The organism is Aquiflexum gelatinilyticum (genome assembly GCF_024813435.1).
Classification (GTDB): Bacteria; Bacteroidota; Bacteroidia; order Cytophagales; family Cyclobacteriaceae; genus Cognataquiflexum; species Cognataquiflexum gelatinilyticum.
Window position 1 is genome coordinate 347,925 of record NZ_JANAEZ010000002.1, and the last position, 22,162, is coordinate 370,086.

15 protein-coding genes are annotated in these 22,162 nt (G+C 38.8%); 12 read left to right on the forward strand and 3 right to left on the reverse strand.

The features are described 5' to 3' along the window. Positions 1-35 precede the first annotated feature (35 nt). From NK987_RS06080 to NK987_RS06125, 10 genes are all read left to right on the forward strand, one after another. A complete protein-coding gene (locus NK987_RS06080; RefSeq protein ID WP_258422981.1) occupies positions 36-362 on the forward strand; it encodes a 2Fe-2S iron-sulfur cluster-binding protein in 327 nt (108 codons plus the stop codon). Between the two features lie 6 nt (positions 363-368). Then, positions 369-950: a thymidine kinase gene (locus NK987_RS06085; RefSeq protein ID WP_258422980.1), complete on the forward strand. Its 582-nt coding sequence runs from the start codon at positions 369-371 to the stop codon at positions 948-950. 114 nt (positions 951-1,064) lie between these two features. Further along, positions 1,065-1,757, forward strand: coding sequence for a DNA repair protein RecO (gene recO, locus NK987_RS06090; RefSeq protein WP_259263140.1), 693 nt, complete (start codon positions 1,065-1,067; stop codon positions 1,755-1,757). 193 nt (positions 1,758-1,950) lie between these two features. Next, positions 1,951-3,804 carry a transcription termination factor Rho gene (gene rho, locus NK987_RS06095; protein ID WP_259263141.1) on the forward strand — a complete coding sequence of 618 codons (1,854 nt, stop codon included), beginning with the start codon at positions 1,951-1,953 and terminating at the stop codon, positions 3,802-3,804. Positions 3,805-4,018: 214 nt separating this feature from the next. After that, entirely contained in the window at positions 4,019-6,133 is a 2,115-nt protein-coding gene (locus NK987_RS06100) for a T9SS type A sorting domain-containing protein (RefSeq protein ID WP_259263142.1), read from the forward strand. Positions 6,134-6,219: 86 nt separating this feature from the next. Next, positions 6,220-7,851 carry an LVIVD repeat-containing protein gene (locus tag NK987_RS06105; RefSeq protein WP_259263143.1) on the forward strand — a complete coding sequence of 544 codons (1,632 nt, stop codon included), beginning with the start codon at positions 6,220-6,222 and terminating at the stop codon, positions 7,849-7,851. 645 nt (positions 7,852-8,496) lie between these two features. Next, a complete protein-coding gene (locus NK987_RS06110) occupies positions 8,497-10,749 on the forward strand; it encodes a glycine-rich domain-containing protein (protein ID WP_259263144.1) in 2,253 nt (750 codons plus the stop codon). Positions 10,750-11,160: 411 nt separating this feature from the next. Next, positions 11,161-12,696 (forward strand): translocation/assembly module TamB domain-containing protein, encoded by a 1,536-nt coding sequence (locus NK987_RS06115; RefSeq protein ID WP_259263145.1) that lies wholly within the window; start codon positions 11,161-11,163, stop codon positions 12,694-12,696. A 169-nt stretch (positions 12,697-12,865) separates the two neighbouring features. Beyond that, on the forward strand, positions 12,866-14,452 hold the full coding sequence (locus NK987_RS06120) for a hypothetical protein (protein WP_259263146.1): 1,587 nt from the start codon (positions 12,866-12,868) through the stop codon (positions 14,450-14,452). A gap of 459 nt (positions 14,453-14,911) precedes the next feature. Further along, positions 14,912-17,122: a T9SS type A sorting domain-containing protein gene (locus NK987_RS06125; RefSeq protein WP_259263147.1), complete on the forward strand. Its 2,211-nt coding sequence runs from the start codon at positions 14,912-14,914 to the stop codon at positions 17,120-17,122. A gap of 155 nt (positions 17,123-17,277) precedes the next feature. Here the strand turns inward: NK987_RS06125 and NK987_RS06130 are convergent, their stop codons facing one another. The 3 genes from NK987_RS06130 to NK987_RS06140 form a co-directional block, all read right to left on the reverse strand. Next, on the reverse strand, positions 17,278-17,700 hold the full coding sequence (locus tag NK987_RS06130) for a nuclear transport factor 2 family protein (protein WP_258422971.1): 423 nt from the start codon (positions 17,698-17,700) through the stop codon (positions 17,278-17,280). Between the two features lie 68 nt (positions 17,701-17,768). Beyond that, on the reverse strand, positions 17,769-19,043 hold the full coding sequence (serS, locus tag NK987_RS06135) for a serine--tRNA ligase (protein WP_258422970.1): 1,275 nt from the start codon (positions 19,041-19,043) through the stop codon (positions 17,769-17,771). Positions 19,044-19,131: 88 nt separating this feature from the next. Then, entirely contained in the window at positions 19,132-19,899 is a 768-nt protein-coding gene (locus NK987_RS06140) for a hypothetical protein (protein WP_259263148.1), read from the reverse strand. A 75-nt stretch (positions 19,900-19,974) separates the two neighbouring features. Between NK987_RS06140 and NK987_RS06145 the strand changes: the two genes are divergently transcribed. Both NK987_RS06145 and chrA read left to right on the forward strand, forming a co-directional pair. Continuing rightward, positions 19,975-20,955 carry an isopenicillin N synthase family dioxygenase gene (locus NK987_RS06145; RefSeq protein ID WP_259263149.1) on the forward strand — a complete coding sequence of 327 codons (981 nt, stop codon included), beginning with the start codon at positions 19,975-19,977 and terminating at the stop codon, positions 20,953-20,955. A gap of 3 nt (positions 20,956-20,958) precedes the next feature. After that, positions 20,959-22,158, forward strand: a complete 1,200-nt coding sequence (gene chrA / locus NK987_RS06150; RefSeq protein WP_259263150.1) for a chromate efflux transporter — start codon at positions 20,959-20,961, stop codon at positions 22,156-22,158. Positions 22,159-22,162: the final 4 nt, after the last annotated feature.

A 22,162-nucleotide genomic window follows, 5' to 3' on the forward strand; every position in this document is an offset into this window, starting at 1 on the left:
TATTATTTGTATTTTTTATGAATTAAGCACAAACCATGCTGAAAATTGTCATTCAAAATTTATTTCAAAAGGAGATTATTTCCCCCATTGAGGAGCGTAAAGTTATTGATTTAATCCATGAAAACCGCATCGATTGGATGCATGCATGTGGAAAAAAAGGAAGATGTACCACATGCAAAATTATCGTCCATGAAGGGATGGAAAACCTTTCTCCACTTACTGAGAGGGAAGAATTTTTCATGGGAATTGGCAGGTTAAAAAGCCATGAAAGGTTATCTTGCCAAGCAAAATTGATAAAAGGGGAAATCCTCGTTTCTGTCGCAGAAGAAAATAAGTTTCCCCATATGGATTACAGTGAATAGCATCAAATGTTTATAGAAAGCACTATCGGCAAATCAAGAAACCAGGAAAGGAAAGGACACATAGAGGTCATTTGTGGGTCTATGTTTTCGGGTAAAACTGAAGAACTGATCAGAAGGCTTAACAGGGCTTTTATTGCCAAACAAAAAGTAGAGATTTTTAAACCGTCAATTGATAAAAGATACCATGATACAGATGTTGTATCTCATAACGACAATGCCATCAGGTCCACTCCCGTTCAATTTGCAGACGATATTATTCTGCTAGCTGGAGACTGTGATGTGGTTGGGATTGATGAAGTGCAGTTTTTTGACAATAGGATTGTACATGTTGCCAATGTATTGGCCAATTCAGGAAAAAGGGTAATCCTTGCGGGACTCGATATGGATTTTGAAGGCAATCCTTTTGAACCTATGCCCCAATTATTGGCTGTTGCTGAATATGTAACCAAAGTCCATGCGATCTGTATGAAATGCGGTGATTTGGCTTCATATTCCTTTAGACTAGTAAATATCAAAGAAAAAGTGGTACTTGGAGAAAAGGAAACATATGAGGCAAGATGTAGAAAATGTTTCACCGAAAAACTCTAAGAAAGGTTGAATCAATCATTTAGAGCAGGGATTTTGTGTTTATTCAAAACTGAATTCGGCAATTATTTTCAGAAAGAAAGCGTATCCTTATGAAGGCGGTAAATTTCTACTAACGTGAGGCTGAAAAAAACAAAAGGTATTGTATTGTCTTATATCAAATACAGTGAAACCTCTATTATAGTAAGGGTTTTTACTAGAGAATTTGGGCTCAAATCTTATATAGTCAATGGGGTAAGGTCAAAATCCACGAAAAGCAAGATGGCAATTTATCAGCCTTTGACACTTTTGGATTTGGTGGTCTATGATAAGGAGGGGAGTAATTTAAACAGGATCTCTGAAGCAAAATTGCTAGCGCCATTTCAACTTGTACCTTTTGATTTTTTGAGGTCCGGTATTGCCATGTTCATGGCAGAAGTAATGGGTAAATCAGTTTTTGAAGGTTACCAAAATGAGGAATTTTACGATTTCCTTGAATCAGCCATCCAATTGTTAGATGATCCACAGACCCTACTTAAGCACTTTCCATTGGTTTTTTTGTGGGAAAGCTCAAAATACCTTGGGTTTGCTCCTGAGGATTCGGAATCCTTTTTTTTTGAATTAAAGCAATATCCAGAAGGTCCGGATGTCATGGAAGAAGAAAAAGATTACCTCAGGAATATCATCGCCCAATCGTTTTATTGTGAGGACAAGTCAACTTCAAAAACGAGGAAAAATATGTTAGATCATTTTCTGATTTTCTATGGCAACCATCTTGAATTGGCTGGCGATTGGAAATCTATAAAAGTTTTGAGGCAAATGATGTACTAAAATAAATCTGCATCTCAGCGTAAATATTTGTTATTTAATTAATGAAACATTAATATTGTAGCATCATAGTATCGCAAAATCCTTCTCCCCTTGGATTTTACCTATTCTGAATCCCTTTTTCATTCAGTTCAGAAATACTCAAGACACATCATCACACAATTACACATCTTATTTATTATTCCATAAGCTTTTTATGTATAACATAGAAGAATTAAAAATCAGGCTACTTTCTGAATTGAAGGAAATTGCTGAAGAAATGGGCGTAAAAAACTTTAAGACGCTGAAAAAAGACGAGCTTGTATATGCCATTTTGGACCAACAAGCCATCACAGACGAAAAAGCACTTCCTAAAAAAAGGCCAACGGTAGTAGAAGTTGAATCCGTCGAACCAAAGGCAAAGCCTGAATCAAAAGAATCTCCCGAATCACCCCAAGCTACCTCTCAGGAGAACAAATCAAAATTCAGAAGAGAAAATGTAACTGCAATTCCCAAAGAAGAAATTCTGGCAGAGGCAGAGGCTAAGCCGATCAAAAGAAATGAGGAGAAACCTTCCCAAAGAAATGAAGAACGTCCTGTAAAAAGGAACGATGATCGACCAATAAAAAAAGCAGAAGATCAACCTTTTAGGAAACAAGAACAGGTTAAGCATGAAAGGCCGGTTGTTGTAGAACCTGTGAAACCAGTAACAAAAGATTCAGTTCCTGTATTTACTGCTGAAGATGAAAAGCCAAAGTTCATCAGGCCAAGAAGGAAAGTTGTAGACGATCCCGAGCCTATTGCCTTTAACAATTCCTCAGAAAAGACTTCACATGTACATGAGTCAGAAGCAGAAATTCCAAAAAGGAAAAATTTTAAAGACATAGAAGAGGTTCATATTCCTACCGCAGAAGTTTTTCAATCAAAGAGAAAACCTTATGTCAGTGTGAAGGAATTTGAAGGAATCATTGAGAATGAAGGGGTATTGGAGATCATGCCTGAGAGCTATGGTTTCCTCCGTTCATTGGATTACAATTACCTTGCTTCTCCGGACGACATTTATGTATCACCTTCCCAAATCAAACTTTTTGGACTCAAAACCGGAGACCACATCAAAGGGTCAATCAGGCCTCCAAAAGAAGGAGAAAAATATTTTGCTTTACTCAAGGTCATCACTGTAAACGGAAAGACATCAGAAGAAATCCGTGACCGGGTTCCTTTTGAATACCTTACGCCACTTTTTCCTGAGGAAAGGTTAAAGCTTGCTACCAAGCACGACAATTATTCCACAAGGATTTTGGATTTGTTTGCTCCGATTGGAAAAGGGCAGCGAGGTATGATTGTAGCCCAGCCAAAAACAGGTAAAACCATGCTTTTGCAGCAGATTGCAAATGCTATTTCGGAAAACCATCCTGAAGTGCACCTGATGATCCTTTTGATCGATGAAAGACCTGAAGAAGTTACTGATATGGCAAGATCTGTAAAAGCAGAGGTAATCTCCTCTACTTTTGATGAGCAGGCAGAAAGGCATGTGAAAGTGGCTTCCATCGTATTGGAAAAAGCAAAAAGAATGGTTGAATGCGGTCATGATGTCGTCATTCTTTTGGATTCCATTACCAGACTTGCAAGAGCCTATAACACTGTAGTGCCAAGTTCAGGTAAAATCCTATCAGGTGGTGTTGATGCCAATGCATTGCATAAGCCAAAGAGATTCTTTGGAGCTGCCAGAAATGTTGAAAATGGAGGTTCTTTGACCATTATTGCGACTGCTTTGGTGGAGACAGGATCCAAGATGGATGAAGTTATTTTTGAAGAATTCAAAGGGACCGGTAACATGGAATTGGCTTTGGATAGAAAACTTTCCAATAGAAGGATTTATCCTGCCATTGATGTAACGGGATCCGGTACCAGAAGAGAAGAACTCTTGATGGACAAAGAGGAAATGCAGAGAGTCTGGATTTTGAGAAAACTTATGTCAGACATGACCTCCCAAGAAGCGATGGAGTTCTTGCTTCAAAGAATGAAAGGTACAAGAGATAATATAGAATTTTTAATCAGTATGAACGGTTAAATTCAAAATTTAACTTTCTGATAAATACCCTTGTCCAAATGGATAAGGGTATTTTTTTTATCTAAAAAATGGATTTTGCAGCGGTTTTTCTGTCTTGTAAACTAATAATTTGTTTAATTAATTTCCTTTGATTTATTTCAATAAGATTTTTAATGGAGGCATTCCGATGTCCATTGACTTTTAGGGTCACCCAAACTATTTAGAATAACTCAAAATGATATTGATTTTTAACGAAATATTGAATTCCCATTTTTTGAAATCAAATGGTTTCAAAGGAATATATTTTGGAATAGCTTTTTTACTCATTGCCTCCTTTACATTTGGAGAAGGATCCGGGAATTGGGGTACCCAAAACAGCCGGCAAAGTATGCTGTGGTATCCCGGCAATTCCGGAGCGGGAGGTTTTGGCAACCGAGGTTATATGCTTTTGCCTTCAAATGTTTCTGGTTATAATGGAGGTCACAGGTTGTATGTTTATGCAAAAGCCGGGGAAACAGTTTTTTGGGGGTTTAGAAGATTTGGTTCCGGAAATATTAGGGTGAGGTGGTTTTATGATGCGAATTCTTCAGATTTTTTTTCAACAGGAACTTCAGGTTCATCGAGGACACAGATTTCTTCCCAAGATTATGATGCGCATAGTTTCGGGGCTTCGCAAGGAAGGCCTGGTACAGCAGCAAATGCTTTGGATGGGCCATCCCAAATTACTGGGACAGGATATCAAGGATTTTCATTTACAAATAACACAGGTGCGGATAGGGCATTTTGGGTAGAGATTTCAAATACCTCAAATAACCACATCACAGCGGGGTTTAATATTAACTTCTGGGATATTACTGTTGCCTCAAGTTCTTCGGGTGGATACAATGAACATACAGGACGAGTATATTCCAGATTCTGGAGTATTGCCAATTCAAGACAAGATCCAAATAATACCACTTTGACTCTTACCAAGTCTTCACCGGACAGCTATTCATTTCATGACAATTTTGGATTTTATGTTCCTGTGGACAATACCTTCTCCGCATCTGGAGATGATTATTTTGTCAAGTACATCAATTTTGGAGGATCGAGTGGAGGATGGACCAATTTTTTTGCAAACAAAGATGGACCTAGAAATGACCTGTCTTTTGAAGAGAATAGAAAATCTAGGGTAGGAACCTCCTCTAATTTCCAATATCCTTTGTTTATAAGTGACCCTGATCATTCTATCTGGAAATCTACAGCACCACCTTCTGCCAGTCTTCTGATAGAATATGAGCCAAAACCTGCACCCGAAGTTGGGGGTGAGGCCACGGTAAACTTGACCATCAGCTTGCCAGCAGTGGTGGATGTTTTGATAGATCTAAATGGAAACCTTTCTTACGATGAAGGAATAGACATTGTAATTTCTGAAAAATATGATGCTCCCGGAACCTACCAGATTTACTGGAATGGTGAGGATGCGGATGGAAATGTGGTTCCTCCAGACAGTGATGTAGAGGTTGTCGCAACAGTCGTTTTCTTTCCGGTTCACTTTCCGATTTTTGATCTGGAGCAAAGCCTCGGTATGAAAGTGACGAATATCAGACCGGGTTCAGTAGTAAACAACAGCATATTTTGGGATGATTCTCTGATACCAAGAACTGGATTGACTCCGAGTGATAGTCCGCAATCTCTGATGGTAAATACCACAGGGGTTTTGGGTCCTGACCATATTTGGTGGGCATCTGGCGACAATGGGTTCAGCAATAATATCACAATCAATACCTGGGCCGGATCTTATAATACTGAAGTTCAGGGGTCCTTTAGAATATTACCTGTCCAATGGCTGTATTTCCGTGGCAAATCAACTGAGAATCGCATTAGATTGGAATGGGGGACTGCTCAAGAAAAAGACAATGAAAAATTTGTGATCCAACGTTCCAAAGACGGCAAATCCTGGACAGACATTTCAGAGGTAAAAGGAGAAGGGCTTAGCGAAAAACCGGTTTATTATTTAGGCTGGGATGATAGCCCAATGGTAGGACCAAACTATTATAGGCTCCAGCAATTGGATTTCAATGGTAAGGATGATTACACCAGTGTCATCAGGGTTGACTTTATCCCTGACTGGGAAATTCATCTCTATCCAAATCCTGTATCTGATGAACTTTTTATCCAGACCAAAGATGTAGATAAACTCGAGGTAGTACTCGTGTCAAGTAATGGCAACAAGATTCCGCTTAAGGCAAAACTTTTAAATGAAGACAAATTGGTCTTTGACTTGAAAGAGATTAGTGGAGGACTGTATCTCATCTATGTCTACAACGAAGAAAAAACATTGGTAAAAAAACTGATTAAGCGAGATTGATGAAATACATCTTTTTCTGTTTCATCTATTTTGCATTTAAAATTACATTTTAACTATTTATTTTAATATTATTCAAAATTTTAAACATGCGTAAATTACTGTTTTTTATCATTTTGATAGTTGGCATTATTTCTTGTCAACCTGATGTAGATGGACCTGTCAGGGATTCTACAGTTTTGATCAATACTGATTCAGGACCACTGAATTCAAGATTTACCCTTGAAGGTGCAGGGGTTGTAGGCATAATTCCTTCTGATGTTATCAACGGCCGATTGAAGGAGGATGAAGAACTCGCCGGCAAAGTACCTTTAATGATGGTTTCGCAGGTTGACCCTCCTATATATGAGGGTAAAGTCCTCAAAGCAACACATGTGGATATTGCCGAAAATTATGCTTATGTAAGTTATAACACCGAAGGAGCTGAATTCCTTGGTGCAATTGAAATATTCGATATTACAGACCCACTTTACCCAAAAATCACCAGTCAGGCTATATTCAAACATGGGGATATCAATTCAATAGCTTACAAGCAGGGAAAACTTTATGCCGCAGGAGCTTTCGATATTGACAATGAACCCGGGATAAAGACTGCCGCACAATTAATAGTCGTCAGTGTGAGCAATGGTTCTTTTACTTCTGACTTTTCAAAATTTGATATTGAAGGTTGGGCAGCAGTAGACGTGTCTCCAACCGAAAATGGGGTAATCGTAGCAAGTGGAAGCAATGGCTTGGTGGGTTTGTTTGATTCAAAGGGACAAATGAATGGAGAATTTCCCCTTACCGACCTAAGGTCCGTAAAATACGGGAATGGGGTTATTGGGGCTTTGAGCGGAACAGAAGGCATCAAAATTTTGGATCCTTCATCCCTTAAAGTTATTTCCTCCATCAATCTAGAAAAAGATATTGCTGAATCGAAAAGAACATTAGATATGTCTCCAGGACTGATGTTTGCATCAGAAGGACCAAAGGGTGTAGGTATATATTCAATCGAAAAAGGGTCAATTTTACAAAGACTTTCCATCCCATTGAAACCTGATGGTGTTGAAGAAGGAGATATTGTGACCAATTCAGTTTCTTTTGACGATGGTAAAGTTTATATGGCCAATGGAGGTGCAGGTATTTCGGTTTCCCAATTGGTTGAAAATGACGTTTTAGAAGAAATTGGGATTTTGGGAATCAATGGATCTTCCAATTTTATTAAATCTCATAAAGGATACATTTTTGTCGCTTCCGGCGCTCGGGGACTTCAGATTTTGAATCTACAGGAGAAAGATGAATTGGCTTTGAATCCTGGAATAGACTGCGGAAGTCTTTCACCTTACTCAGGGAGTACAAATTTAAATGTCAATTCAAATGAGCAGTTTGGATTTTCAGGGGCGGCCTCGATGAAAAATGTAAATATTGGAGGTCAATTGACTTTCTGTGGTTCATTGGCCATAGAAAATAGTCTGAATCTGAATAGCGGAGGCGTTTTTATGATGAATGGCTCTTTTGTGTTTGGTCAGTATAACCGAAATAATACTCTTTCAATCAATAGCGATGCCGTGATGAAAATTTCAGGTTCTATGGTGATTTATGGAGATTTAAATCTCAATTCAGGGGCTACTTTGGAATTCATTGGTGAAGGGAATAGCGTTACTGTTTTTGGAAGGGTTCAAAAGGGAGCTAATAGCAAGATCGTAGGTGATTTTGTTGATACAGAAAATAAATTAAAATAAGATTTTAAATTTTTTATATACACAATAGATTGGGGTTATTTAAATACAAATAACCCCAATCTATTTTTTTTATTTTCTATGATTTAGAATTTAGATTTATCAACATAAATTCGCATTTAAGATGTTTCTATAAAGAGAATAACTTGATCTTTTTATTCTTATAATTTTTAGCTATTCAATTTATGTTTGAATAGGGAAAATTTTGCACTTTTTCTCCTTAATTTACAGCAAATCTTGACTAATAAGTCCCAAATTTTGGTTTAGAGCTGTATTATTGTTATTTTTGAACAATCCCCAATCCGAATTAAATAATTACCTCAGTCGCCTTTCAATCCACAGATTTTCCAAAAAGGTTTATAAGTTTCTTTTTTTAAAATATTTATATGATAATATAAATATTAAGTATTGAAAAAGACCATGAATTTTAAATCATTAAGCATATTTCTTACCATTTTAACCTTAATTATTTCTCCAATACAAGGGATAATTTTTGCACAATGTGCTAGTTGTACTATAAATGTTGGAGCTTCAGGAAACCCATCTATTTCAAACAATGATATTGTCTGTATCAATGCAAATAGATCTACCCCAATAAATTTAAATAACAGGACCGGATTAACTGTCTGTATTGCAAATGGCATCACCATGTCCGGTGCACTTCAAAATATCGGTAACCCTATCACCATTAATGTTTATGGGAGTAATTCATCTGCATTGAGTTTAGGAACCGGAAGTACTCTAAATGTTTTTGGCAGCCAAACGGGAAATATCACATCAAATAATGGGGCAGATATCAATAATTCCGGTACAATCTCGGGAAATATTATACTTAATTCCTCAGGTGCTTCATTCAATAATTCCGGTACCCTAACCGGGGCCCTGACTATGAATGATGGAAGTGATGTTGTCAATTCCGGTATTTTTAATCTGTCAGGATTAACCTTTAATAGTGGCTCAATTTTGACCAATTCTCTTTCAGGTGAAATCAGTGTTTCTGCATCAGTTAGTATAAATGGTTTGCTTAACAATGACGGAAATATTTCGATTACCGGAAATCTAACTTCTAATGGTGGATCCCAACTGGATAATTCAGGTAATTTGTCAATTTCGGGTTCCCTCACTAACAATAGTCTGATCAATTCTGATTCCGGTGCAATCAATGTTGGGGGCAACCTTACCAATAATGGTGGCGGTATTTTAAATATTGTAAGTGGTTCTGTAGGGGGGAATGCCACCAACAATGGTTCAATTAATATAAATGGTGAATTAGCGATTAACGGAAATTTAACAATAAATGGAGGTTCTAGTATTTCTGCCGCAAATGATCTTCAGCCTAATTACTTATCAGTAGGAGGCACTTTTTCTGGAGCAGGTTGCCTTAATGGAACCACTGGGATATTATTTGTCGATAAATTTCAATCAGGGGGATCTTGCCTTAACGGTGAAGTCTATATAGGAGGTAATCCGGATTGTTTAGAATTGATTGAAATTCCATATATGTCAGGCGGAGAAGATTTTGTGGAAAGGATTTACATATTTAGGTGTAGTACTGATTGGACTATTCCTGATTCTTCTATTCCCGGTGAAATCTTAATTGATGCAGAGGTATTGATAGTTGCAGGAGGTGGCGGCGGCGGCCGGGGTCCAAGTGCAGGTGGCGGAGGGGCTGGCGGGTTACTTCATTTTTCCACTTATTCATTGAGCCCTGGAACAACCATTCCTGTGATTGTCGGGGTGGGTGGATTGGGGTCAACTTCTGCCTCATCCCGTGGGGCAAATGGAGGAAATTCTGAATTTATTTCAGATGTAGCTATCGGTGGTGGCGGTGGAGGTTCTACCAATGCATCAGCTAGGAATGGAAATAGTGGAGGATCCGGAGGGGGTGGCGCTTTTGTTGGTGGAAGTCCAAACGGTGCCTCTGGTACAGGTTCTCAAGGAAATGGTGGCGGTAATGGAAACAGAACTTCACCTCCAGGAAGGAGTTTTGGCGGCGGCGGCGGCGGAGCAGATGGAAATGGGGGCTTAGGTCCAGATGGATCTGCTCAGGCAGGAGCAAGAGGTGGAAACGGAAGGGTGTTTGGTATTTCAGGTACAAATGTTGTCTATGCCGCTGGAGGAGGAGGAACTTCCACAGGACCTGGAGTATCCCAAGGGATTGGAGGTTCATCCGGAGTAGGAGGGACTGCTAATGCTTCTGGAAATTCCAGAAATGGGCAAAACAACACAGGTTCAGGCGGTGGAGCAACTATTAGTGGAGCTGGAGGAAATGGTGCAGCAGGTGTTGTTATAGTGAAGCAGTCTTTCAGGATTTTACCGGTCGATTTTCTTAATTTTAAAGGGGATTTCAATGATTCAAACCGTGAAGTGGTTTTGTTTTGGACAACTGCAAAAGAGTGGAATAATTCACACTTTGAGATAGAAAGGTCTACTGATAATACCCGGACTTGGCAAATTATCGGAAGTGTAAATGGAATAGGCTGGTCTGATATTCCACAAGAATATATATTCACGGATGATAAAATTTCAATTTCAGGTGGTTTGATTTATTACCGATTGAAGCAGGTGGATTTTAGTGGCACTTTTTCTTACAGTAAAACCATCTCAGTCAAATCTAATACCACTTCTTCAAATTCAGGTCTTTCTTGGAGAGTTTATCCCAATCCTGTTAAAGGAGACAAGCTTACATTAGAAAGTTTAGATCCGTCTTTTAATCAGGATGAGGAAATTTTTGTTACATTGATTAATACCTCAGGAAGTCGTTTGGTTAATTTATCGGGCAAGAGAAATTCTATTTCTGACTTGTTATCAGAAGAAATTCGAAAATCAAAACCCGGCGTTTATATTCTTGAAATCACTGAAGGAAGGAAAGTGGAATACATAAAAATATTGAAATTGTAATTTCCCCTGCTTTCAATCCTCTACTTCACTTTTTTCTAATTGTATTTTTTAGCTTTTCGTCCCATACATAATTATTGGCCTGGGAATATTTTTGTCAAAAATTACCTTGCTCTTACAAAAGAATTTAATCCTCCTTTAAAAGGAAAGCTCTTGAGCAAACCTCTTTTCCCAAGAATGAAAAATAAACTATAACCCAAATTTGTGTTTATAATTTACCTCCAAAATTGTTGGGATTTTCCCTAATTCAATTATTCTCCAGGTTAATTATTACCAAAATGGACATTTTTTTATGTGATTTTATCGCCTTAAAGCATAAAAGGGTAAATAAAAAGCATTTTTTAAATTTTTGTTTTGATATATGAAATACAAAAATGTATATTTGTAATACATTTATATATCTATCTCACTCATATGAAAGCTTTTTACTTCTTTTTCTTGGCTCTTTTGTTTTTCGCTTCTATTGAAGGTGCCCATGCACAGGTCACCTACACCTCCCAAGCATGTACCCCTAGTTCAGGTAATCCTTTCACATCATCTTCTTGTTGGGTTAGGACAGGGAATTGTAATTCCTCTTTGTTCCCGCCTAATTCAGGAACCACATCTTGTCCTATAGTAATTGTTGTAAACAATGAAATGACAATCCCTAGTTTAAGTCTAGGAAGTAATATTACTTTAAGGGTTATTTCAGGAGGAAAGCTTACCATCACCGGGAACTTAACCCAACAAGCATCAAGAATATCAACAGTGTCCTTAAATGGAGGTGAGTTAATAGTCGAGGGAAGTTTAATTTTATTAAGTGGAGGTCAAAATTCAAAAACAAGAATGACTGTTGACATCCGGAATGGTGGATCTTTTGATGTCACAGGAGGATTAATGGATATTCAGAATGATTCAGAGTTGATAATTGATGGTGATGGCGATGCGCTGAGCACTTTAAATGTAAAATCATTCAATTTTGGTCAAAGGTCAAAAGTTGATGTATTAGCCGGTGGCGGATTATTTGTAGAGGGAGATGTTGATTACCGTGGAAATAATTCATCAATAAACATTTATGGGTTCTTTAGAACTGCAGGTAGTGTTTTGATTACAGGTGGTTCTGGCAATCAATTAAATGCCTATGGCAATGCCGAGGTAATGATAGAGCAAAATCTTGATGTTCGAGGCACTAGTGACATCACCTTTGGAGGCTCAAGCGAAACTGATATTGGCGGAGACATTTTGATTGCAGGAAATTCTAAAGTTATTGCTACCGATCAAGCTGTAGTTTATGTATGTGGTTCTTTCCCAATTCCATGTGATGGAAATAATTGCAGCACACAAGAGGTGATTCAGGGCACCTTTTCTGAATCTTGTAGAATCCTTCCTGTTGAAATAATTTACAGCGAAGCAAAAATCTCTCATTCTGAAAGGAATGTAAACATAATTTGGGCAACAGCAAAAGAAGCAAATAACAGTCATTTTGAAATAGAAAGATCAATAGATGGAATCAAGGATTTCCAAAAAATAGGTGAGGTACAGGGAATGGGTTGGAAGGATTCTATCACAGAATACGGATTTGTGGATAGTAATCTTCCTTTGACCGCAAGCAATGTTTTTTATCGCATTAAGCAAGTGGACTTCGACAGCAAACATACATATAGCAGCGTGTTTTCAGTGAAAGTATCAAATATCCAGTTTTCAAAAGGAGTATGGAGAGCTTACCCAAATCCAACTTTGGGCAATGAGTTGAAAATCAGCCTTCTTGATAAATCTCAGTACCAACTAGAAACCATTACTTTTAGAATTATTCATCCAAGCTTTATTTCTGAAACAGTAACAGTCGACTCAGAATATGCCATGAATGAGTACTTGACCCGATTTCTTCCATCTATACCTCTCGGGGTATTTGTAATAGAAGTTTCTTGGGGAGAAAAAGTGGAGCATATCAAAGTATTGAAGAAAGGATAAATGTGGTCCCTTTTTTTAGAATTATCTATTAAAAATTTAGATTTAATTTTTGTATAAATTCATATTGAAATGAAATGAAGAAAAAAGAAAATTAAAAGCGTTTGTTTGATTATAAAAATCAAAATACTATATTCGAAAAGTTTTAAAACCTTATTTAACTAATAAAATAATGTTTAAACTTTTTAAAGTATTTTTGATTTTTACCATGCTTTTTTTAGCTTCTAGGGAGTCCTATGGGCAGGCAGTTTACACGACAAGTGGTCTCTGTCCACCAAATCAATCAAATTATTTTGGAACGCCACTTTGTTGGATTAAATCAGGTACTGATTGTCCTCCTCCTCCTGCTCCCCCTTCTCCTTCCTCACCACCTGTTTTTGGTACTTTAGCCTGCCCAGTTACAATAATTATTAATCATCCGATTGATATTCTTACTTCTTTTAATTTAGGAACTCGAGTAAATTTGATAGTAAATGTTGGGGGAGAGTTTAATGTTTCTGGAAATTTGTTTTTACAAGGTCAGGCAGTCTCGAATTTAGTTATTGATGGTGGACAATTAAATGTAAATAGTTCAATACTTATGAATCAAGGAACAACCTCAAATAATACTATAATTAACATTCAAACAATTAACTCAGGAGAATTAAATGTTAATACTGCTTTGGATTTGCGCAACAATACTTTGGTACAGATATCTGGAGATGATACCGGAAAGATGGAAGTTGGAAATATTGATCTTGGGCAAAAAGCAATAATTGATGTTTTAGATGGTGGAAGATTAATTTCAAATGGTGATACTGAATATGCAGGGAATGATTCAGAAATCAATGTTTGGGGTTATTTTAATACTGCATCTCTTACTGTAAGTGGAGGTTCAGGGAAGCAATTGAATGTATTTGGGGATGGGGATGTATTAATTGATGGAGATTTAACAATAGCTGGAACTAGTCAAATTACATTTGGGGGAGATAGTAATGTTTACATTGAAGGTGACGTAATTATAAATGGTTCGGGTGATAGGTTAATCATAAAGGAAAATGCAAAAGTTGCTGTCTGCGGGAATAATACCGATACAGATCCGCCACCGGGAACTGTTAATAAAGAGGGGCTAAATGAATGTAGCGATCCTAATAATTGCCCTACAGGAGGATATTATGTTAGTTGCCGCATCCTCCCTGTCGACTATCTCTATATAGAATCCGAATATTCCAAAGCATCAAATTCTGCATTACTTTCTTGGGCTACTGCCAAAGAATGGGAAAACAGCCGCTTTGAGATCGAAAGGTCATTGGGGGATATCAGTGATTTTATAAAAATAGGGGAAGTATCCGGTATGGGTTGGAAAGACACAATTACCGAGTACGAATATGTGGATGCTAACCTTCCTTTGGCCGGTGGAAATATTTATTATAGGCTGAAGCAGGTGGATATGAATGGGAAATTCTCTCTGAGTAAAGTGTTGTCAGTAAAAATGCCTTCAATGCAGTTTACTCAAGGGGTTTGGCGTGCTTACCCCAATCCAACGGACGGTCACCAATTCCGAATAGGCTTGCTTGATATTTCACAATACAGCCAAGAAAAGATATCCTTCAGGATAATTCAGCCAAATCATGTTACTGAAGTTGTTACGGTAGATTCAGAAGCCGAAATGAATGAATATTTAATTCAAATCTTACCAACAATTTCAAGTGGAATTTTTGTGGTAGAACTTCAATGGGGCCAAAAAATTGAACACATCAAAGTATTAAAACAAAAATAGATTAGCCTTTTTATTTGTGGAATATATTTTTTGCAATACTGTTAACCAACAATCTGTTCTTCTGAGGATACAAATAAGGGAGTTGGAATCTGATATTTTTTGAGATAAATATTGCTGCTTTTTTAAAGATACTGTATGGATGCCTCTATGCATTTTAAAAAATCAAAAAACATTTTCGATCCTCTTTGTACCATTCATTATCAAATAAATACTATTAATTTATTTAATTACTATCAACATAAATTTTTAATATGAATAAAATATTTAAAATGTAACAAAAATTTTTTTATAAATAAAAAATATAAATAAAATAATAAAAAAATATAATTAAAATTAAATTCAAAAATCTGTTCCCTCAAGTTTTATTTTTAAATTAATTTTAAAATGCGTTAATTTGTATTTGAATTACAGTAAAATAAATCTGTAATTTTTTTTTCTGAATACAATCACCCCCAAATAATGAAAAAAACTCACTTTCTGCCAAGCATTCTCATTCCGGTTTTATTCTTGGCCAACAGCTTCTTTTTTGCTGAAAAAGCTTTTGCTCAATGTGATCCAATTGGACCGATAACCACCACAGGTAGTGGAGAATTCATAGTTCCGGATGGTGTAACTTCTATAACAGTGGAGGTTTGGGGTGCAGGAGGAAAAGGAGGGTCAAGAACTTCAAATGGCAGAGGCGGCGGCGGCGGCGGCGGTGCTTATTCACAAAGTGTTTTCACCGTAACTCCAAGGCAAATTTTTAATTACAATGTTGGTGCGGGAAGTAACACGACAGCTGCCGGTGAAGATACTTGGTTTGGTTCTGCCACTACACTGATGGCTAAAGGGGGAGCTAGTGTTCCAAATAACAATATAAATGGTGGACAAGGAGGTCAGGCTACAGCAGGTTATGGTGATGTAAGGTATAGTGGAGGAAATGGGAGTAACGCTTCAAACTCAGGAACAGTTTTCTCAGGAGGTGGAGGATCTTCTGCTTCCAGCTTGGGTGATGGAACAAATTCTACTTCAAATACCGGAGCCAGTGCTCCATTGGGCGGGGGAGATGGAGGAAATGGTACAGTCGGAAATGGAAATTCAAATGGTCAAGACGGTGATGCCCCTGGAGGTGGCGGAGGTGGAGCAAGGAGAAATAATCAAACCAGAAATGGAGGTAATGGAGGTAACGGTCAAATAATCATTTCATATACCTGCCCATGTTTTACTGTTTTGGATAATGGCAACCTGACAGGTGTGACTGTAATCCAATTCAATGAAAATTGTACTTGGGAAGCTCCTGAAGGTCTTTTGGATTTTGAGGTGTTGGTAATTGGCGGCGGCGGTGGAGGAGGATTTGGAAATGGCGGCGGCGGCGGCGGCGGCGGTATAGTGCACGCGAGAGTTAATGTCGAAGACAGGATAGTGACAGGATTACCTGTAGGTACTAATTTCGAAGTTTTGATTGGAAATGGGGGGATGGGTTCTACTGACGAGGAAGAAGAAGGCCAAGACGGCGGAGACAGCACGTTTGACTTGGGAGGATTATATGAGATTATTGCCGGCGGTGGCGGTGGCGGTGGTTCGCAAGATGAAGGAGATGGTTTAAATGGACGTACTTCTGTATTTAATTCTTCGACTGTTGGTTTTAGCTCTTTGCTTTTAAGAGGTGGATCCGGAGGCGGCGGTGCTGATGATGAAGATGGTGGAAATGGGAGTAATGGCGCAGGAAATGGAGGAGAATCTGAAGACAATGAGGCTGGAGGCGGTGGTGGGGGCGCATCATCCAACGGTCAAGATTCTGATGAGGATGATGAGGAAGGGGGAAATGGCGGAGCCGGTTTACAGTTTTCTAGTTTTGACATTTCGCTCAATCGTTTTTTTAGTGCCGGCGGTGGCGGAGGCGGACAAAGTGATGGAGGAAATGGAGGAAATGGGGGAAGCGGCGGTGCTGGAGGAGAGGGAGAAGAAGACGATGACCCGTTGTCAGAAAGAATTGGTAGAGATGCAAGTACACCTGGTTCCGGTGGAGGTGGAGGCGCTGAAGACGCAAGAGGTGGAAATGGTGCTAGGGGTATCGTTTTTATTGGTTATGCCAATTCAAGAATTTTACCAGTAGAATACATTTTCCTAGAGGCGGAGTTTGATGCTGAAGAGAGAATGGCAGAACTGACTTGGACTACTTCCATGGAAAGAGAAAATTCCCATTTTGAAATCCAAAGATCAACTGACGGATTGAAAAGCTGGGAAGTGATTGGAAATGTCGATGGAATGGGTTGGTCTGATGCGCCTGTGGATTATAGATTTGAGGATGTGAATCCAATCATTGCCGGAGGAACAGTTTATTACAGATTGAATCAAGTTGATTTTAACGGCAAATCCACACTAAGTAAAGTTTTATCTGTTAAGGTTCCAGGAGTTCAGTTTACAGAAGGTGTTTGGAGAGCATATCCAAATCCAACAAACGGGGATCAGTTGCGTGTCAACCTGCTTGACAAGTCCCAATACCATCAGGAACCAATTACCTTCAGGATCATCCACCCAACATCAATATCAGGAGAACTCTCTGTCAATTCCGAGAATGAAATGAACGAAGCTATCTCCCAAATGGTAGGAAGAATTCCAAAAGGAGTCTTTGTCATTGAAGTAAAATGGGGTCAAAAAATCGAGCATATCAAAGTTCTTAAAAAGTGATCATATCCCATTTTGAAATAAAGCCTGTAAAAGTCATTAACTTTTACAGGCTTTTTTGTTGGCTTATTGAGTGAAAGTGATGCTGTTAGGATTTGAAGTGTCCGCTTATCAGCAACAGTTTTAACCTATTAACCAAATTATCCATTTCCTTTTATTCATCTTTTTTCTTCATACCAAGTCTTATGGACGATTTTCCATTTACCTTCTATTTTGATAAGGGTCAAATAATCGTAGTAGTAAATGCCCGGCCAAAATAACTCTGTTTTGGCCAAAGCAGTATTCCCTTTGATTTCGATTTCCAAAAGCCTGTTTTCAAATTTTGAAGGGTCTCTTTTTTCGCCATTTGCTGTACCGTTGGCCCAATCCTCAAATGAAGTAATGGTCAGGTTCTCTCCCCGGTATCCGATCAACCTTGCATCAGGAAGGAAAGCTTGTTCAAGTTTCCCCTTGTCCCTTTGGATCATCCCATCAAAATACAGTTGCACAGTGGCAGCAATATCCTCCTTTTCTTCTTTTTCTGATTGGCAAAAAATCTGCAATGGGAAAAGAAGAAGATATATGATGAATAGATATTTCATTGACCTAGAAAGTTTTGTTTGAAAAAAAATCCCAAAGTTTTTTGACTTTGGGATTGTATAAGGATTTATTATCCAATGGTATCAAATCCAAGATAGGGAACCAATACTTTTGGCATCTTGATTCCGGTTTCAGTTTGGTTGTTTTCCAAGATTGAGGCTACGATTCTAGGCAATGCCAATGCACTTCCATTTAAGGTATGGGCCAATTGGGTTTTTTTGTCCTCAGTTTTAAAACGGAGTTTTAACCTGTTTGCTTGAAAGGACTCAAAGTTGCTGACTGAACTGACCTCAAGCCACCTTTCCTGCGCAGCAGAGAACACCTCCATATCATAAGTAAGGGAAGAGGTAAAGCCCATATCTCCTCCGCAAAGTCTCAAAACCCGATAAGGCAATTCCAGTTTTTGCAGCAATCCCTGTACATATAAACTCATTTCTTCCAAAGCCTCATAAGAATGGTCAGGATGTGAAAGATGGACGATTTCCACTTTGTCAAACTGATGGAGTCTATTTAATCCCCTTACATGTGCGCCCCAACTTCCCGCTTCTCTTCTAAAGCAGGGAGTATAGCCCACATTTTTGATAGGAAAATCTGACTCATTCAAAATTACATCTCTATAAATATTTGTAATTGGAACCTCTGCCGTTGGGATAAGGAAAAGCCTGTCCACTGTAGCCTCATACATTTGGCCCTCTTTGTCGGGTAATTGCCCAGTGCCATAACCTGAATCTTCATTGACCAAAATCGGAGGCTGGATTTCCAGATAACCTGCTTTCAATGCCTCATCCAAAAAGAAGTTGATCAGTGCACGTTGCAATCTTGCACCTTTTCCTTTGTAAACAGGGAATCCGGCACCTGCTATTTTGGTTCCAAGCTCAAAATCGATGATGTCATATTTTTTGATCAGCTCCCAATGTGGCTGTTTGTTGTTTGGCAAAGCAGGTATTTCCCCATTCGAAAGCACGATCTCATTATCCTCAGCAGATTTTCCTTTGGGTACCGAAAAGTGGGGAATATTGGGAATGGTGTACAAAATCTGCTTGAGTTCTTCTTCAGTTTGGGAAAAAATATCCTCCAAGGATTTTACCTTCTCCTTAATTTCCGAAGTAAAAGTCTTGATTTTTTCGGCTTCCTCTTTTTTCCCCTCTCTCATCAAAATACCTATTTCTTTTGAATAGTTATTCGATTCTGCCTGTAGTGAATCCCTTTGGGATTGTGTCTCTTTTCTTTTATTGTCCAAGTCCAAAACCTGGATCAAAACATCCTCAGCGTTGTGGAAATTACGTTTTTGTAATCCCGCCAAGGTGATTTCAAAGTTATCCCTGATTGTATTTACGAGTAGCATGGTGTATGATAATATGATCTGTTGCTGGAGCAAAGATAAGGATGTTCCCCAAATCCACTTGGGAAAGAACTACATATCTCCAAGTAGTTTATTGGACTGTGATCGATTTTTGAGCACTTGAAAATGGTCCTGCCAACTGCTTTCCATCCTGGTATGAAAGGTTCAATTGGATGAGGTGCTCACCCTTTGGAAGATTTGAAATCCTGACAGGATTGATTTCGGTAATATCATAATGGAAATCACCCACCTTGATTTCCACCTGTAAGTTATCCAGGAGCATATCACCTCCGATGACTAAAAAATCTATGGTTACTTCTTCCCCCTCCAAATAAGCCTGCCCGTTGATTGGCAGATTTAAGGCGAGGTAGGGTTCTGCAGAATATGGAAATGGACGTGTATTGCCTACCATAAACTCCCGGTCCACATAATTTCCAAATTCTTTGAGTGCCAAACCCTGACTGTCTACCAAATATGCGACGATTCTATATGTGCCTTCATTCAGTTCTTGTTGGAAAATCGGTGAATTGTGGCCTACAGGATCTCCTGAATTCAGTATTGTATTTAATTTAAAACCATCTATTTCCTCACCAAAAGGATAATTTTTGATATTGAACTCAAAGGGAATCCTACCCGGGCTGAATTTTTGGTTGCTTAGTGGGGCATACATTTCGATGATGGCGTCCGGATATTCTTTTTCCTCCTCATAGAAATAGAAACTCACCTCTTTTTTTTCTACTTCCAGACTGTCTGCCCCTGTCATTTCGAAGATTTTCTCCTCTCTTTTTTCTTTCAAACTACAGGATGCAGATACCAAAATCAGGAATAGGAAACAAAAATATGGTATTGATTTTTTCATAGTGATGAAGGTCTGGAAGCGAAATTATCTAAATTTGGGATATATTGCTGAATAATAAAAATCAAAGTTTTGAAGATGAAAGATATTTTATACAATGAAATCCCCTCTTTAGACCTAGCGGATTTCACATCTGGGAGTTCTGACAAAAAGCAGGCATTTGTTCAAAAGTTGGGTGAAGCATACAATAATATCGGATTCGTTGCGATCAAGAATCATGGGCTCGACAAAGAGTTACAGGACAAGCTTTATGCTGTGATCAAGAAGTTTTTTTCATTGCCTGATGACGTCAAGTCTAAGTACGAAAAGCCTGAAATAGGTTTTCAGAGAGGATATACCGGCAAAGGAAAAGAACATGCGAAGGGAAGAAATACCGGTGACCTAAAAGAGTTTTATCATGTGGGTCAGGAGTTGGACAGCATCCCTGACAGCGATGAGACAAAAAAAGAATATCCTGATAATATCTGGCCTTCTGAAGTGCCTGAATTTAAAGAAATCGCAAATGAAGTGTATAGAACTTTGGAAGCGGCGGGAAAAAACATGCTCAAAGCGATTGCGCTTTACCTTGATCTTGAGGAAAATTACTTTGAAGATAAGGTTGCTTTCGGAAATTCCATCTTGAGACAAATCCATTATTTCCCTATCGAAAATCCGGATGATGTGCCGGCAGACGCAGTGCGTGCTGCCGAACATGGTGATATCAACCTGATCACTTTGCTCATGGGGGCAAGTGCTGATGGCTTGCAGGTTTTGAGAAAAGACGGCAAGTGGATTCCCATCACCGCACTTCCAGACCAATTGGTCGTCAATGTGGGCGATATGCTGGAGAGATTGACCAATAAAAAATTGAAATCAACCATCCACCGTGTAGTGAATCCACCTCGCGAAATGATGCATACCAGCAGGTATTCCATTCCTTTCTTTATGCATCCGAGATCCGAAATGGACCTGACTTGTCTTGACAGTTGTGTGGATGTCGATCATCCCAAGCAATTTGAAGATGCTACCGCCGGGGAGTTTTTGGAAGAAAGGCTCCGTGAACTCGGTTTAAAGAAATAAGCCGTGTCTGTCAGGAAGGTCAGGTATTACCTTTATCTCAAAGATGTTTTATTACTGTCTCTGACGGCTTTTGGGGGACCTCAGGTCTTCCTTGCCATGGTTTTGGATACCATGGTGACTAGGCGGGGATACATCAAAGAACAGGAACTTTGGGAATTGAATGCACTTTGCCAAATCCTTCCTGGTCCAACTTCCACTCAGACCATCTCTGCAATAGGATATAGAGTAGGCGGGCCAAATCTCGCCTATCTTTCTCTTTTTGTCTGGATTTTGCCTGCTACCCTTCTGATGATTGTAGCGGCTTTCTTGATTGATTTTTTACAGGAAAATACGCCCGGGGCATTGAGTTTTGCAAAATTCATTCAGCCTATGGCCATCGGATTTATTATCTATGCTGCCCAAAAGACGATTTTCAAAATGGTCAAAACCACCGAGGCATCTGTCCTGATGATGTTTTCGACTTTCATTTCCTTTTTCTATAATTCCCCTTTTCTTTTTCCTTTGTTGCTTCTCGTAGGAGGGGTGACCACTTCCTTGAAGTACAGAAATGAACCCAAAGAAGAGGGTGACAAAAAGCTTGTCATTGATTGGGCCAATTTCTACTTATGGGGAGGGATCCTAGTTTTTGCAGCTATTCTGGGTGCTTTGACAAAAAATCAGGCGGTGCTTCTGTTTGAGAATTTTTATAGAAACGGAAGTTTGATCTTTGGAGGAGGGCAGGTCTTGGTTCCTTATTTGTTCACGGAATTTGTGGAGTTTAAAAAATTCCTTACCTCACAGGAGTTTTTGACAGGCTATGCCTTATCGCAGGGTATTCCCGGTCCTACTTTCAGTATCAGTGCCTATGTGGGCGCATTGTCTATGCGGGACCAAGGTGTGTTGGGATTGTTGACAGGAGGATTTATTGCCTCCGCAGGCATTTTCCTTCCAGGTACATTTCTTATTTTCTTCGTCATCAAATTTTGGGACAAGTTGAAAAAATTCCGTCCTGTCCGTGCCGCTTTGGAAGGTATCAATGCAGTCAGTTGTGGGATGTTGATTGCTGCAGCTTATTTGCTTTTTGAGCCATTAGATCCTGATTTTTTTAATATCGCAGCGATTTTGGGTACCTATCTTTTATTGAATTTTACAAAAATTTCGTCACCTCTGATAATAGCTTTGGGGGTTTTGGCAGGAATTGGATTCAATCTTTTGTTTCCATAAACCC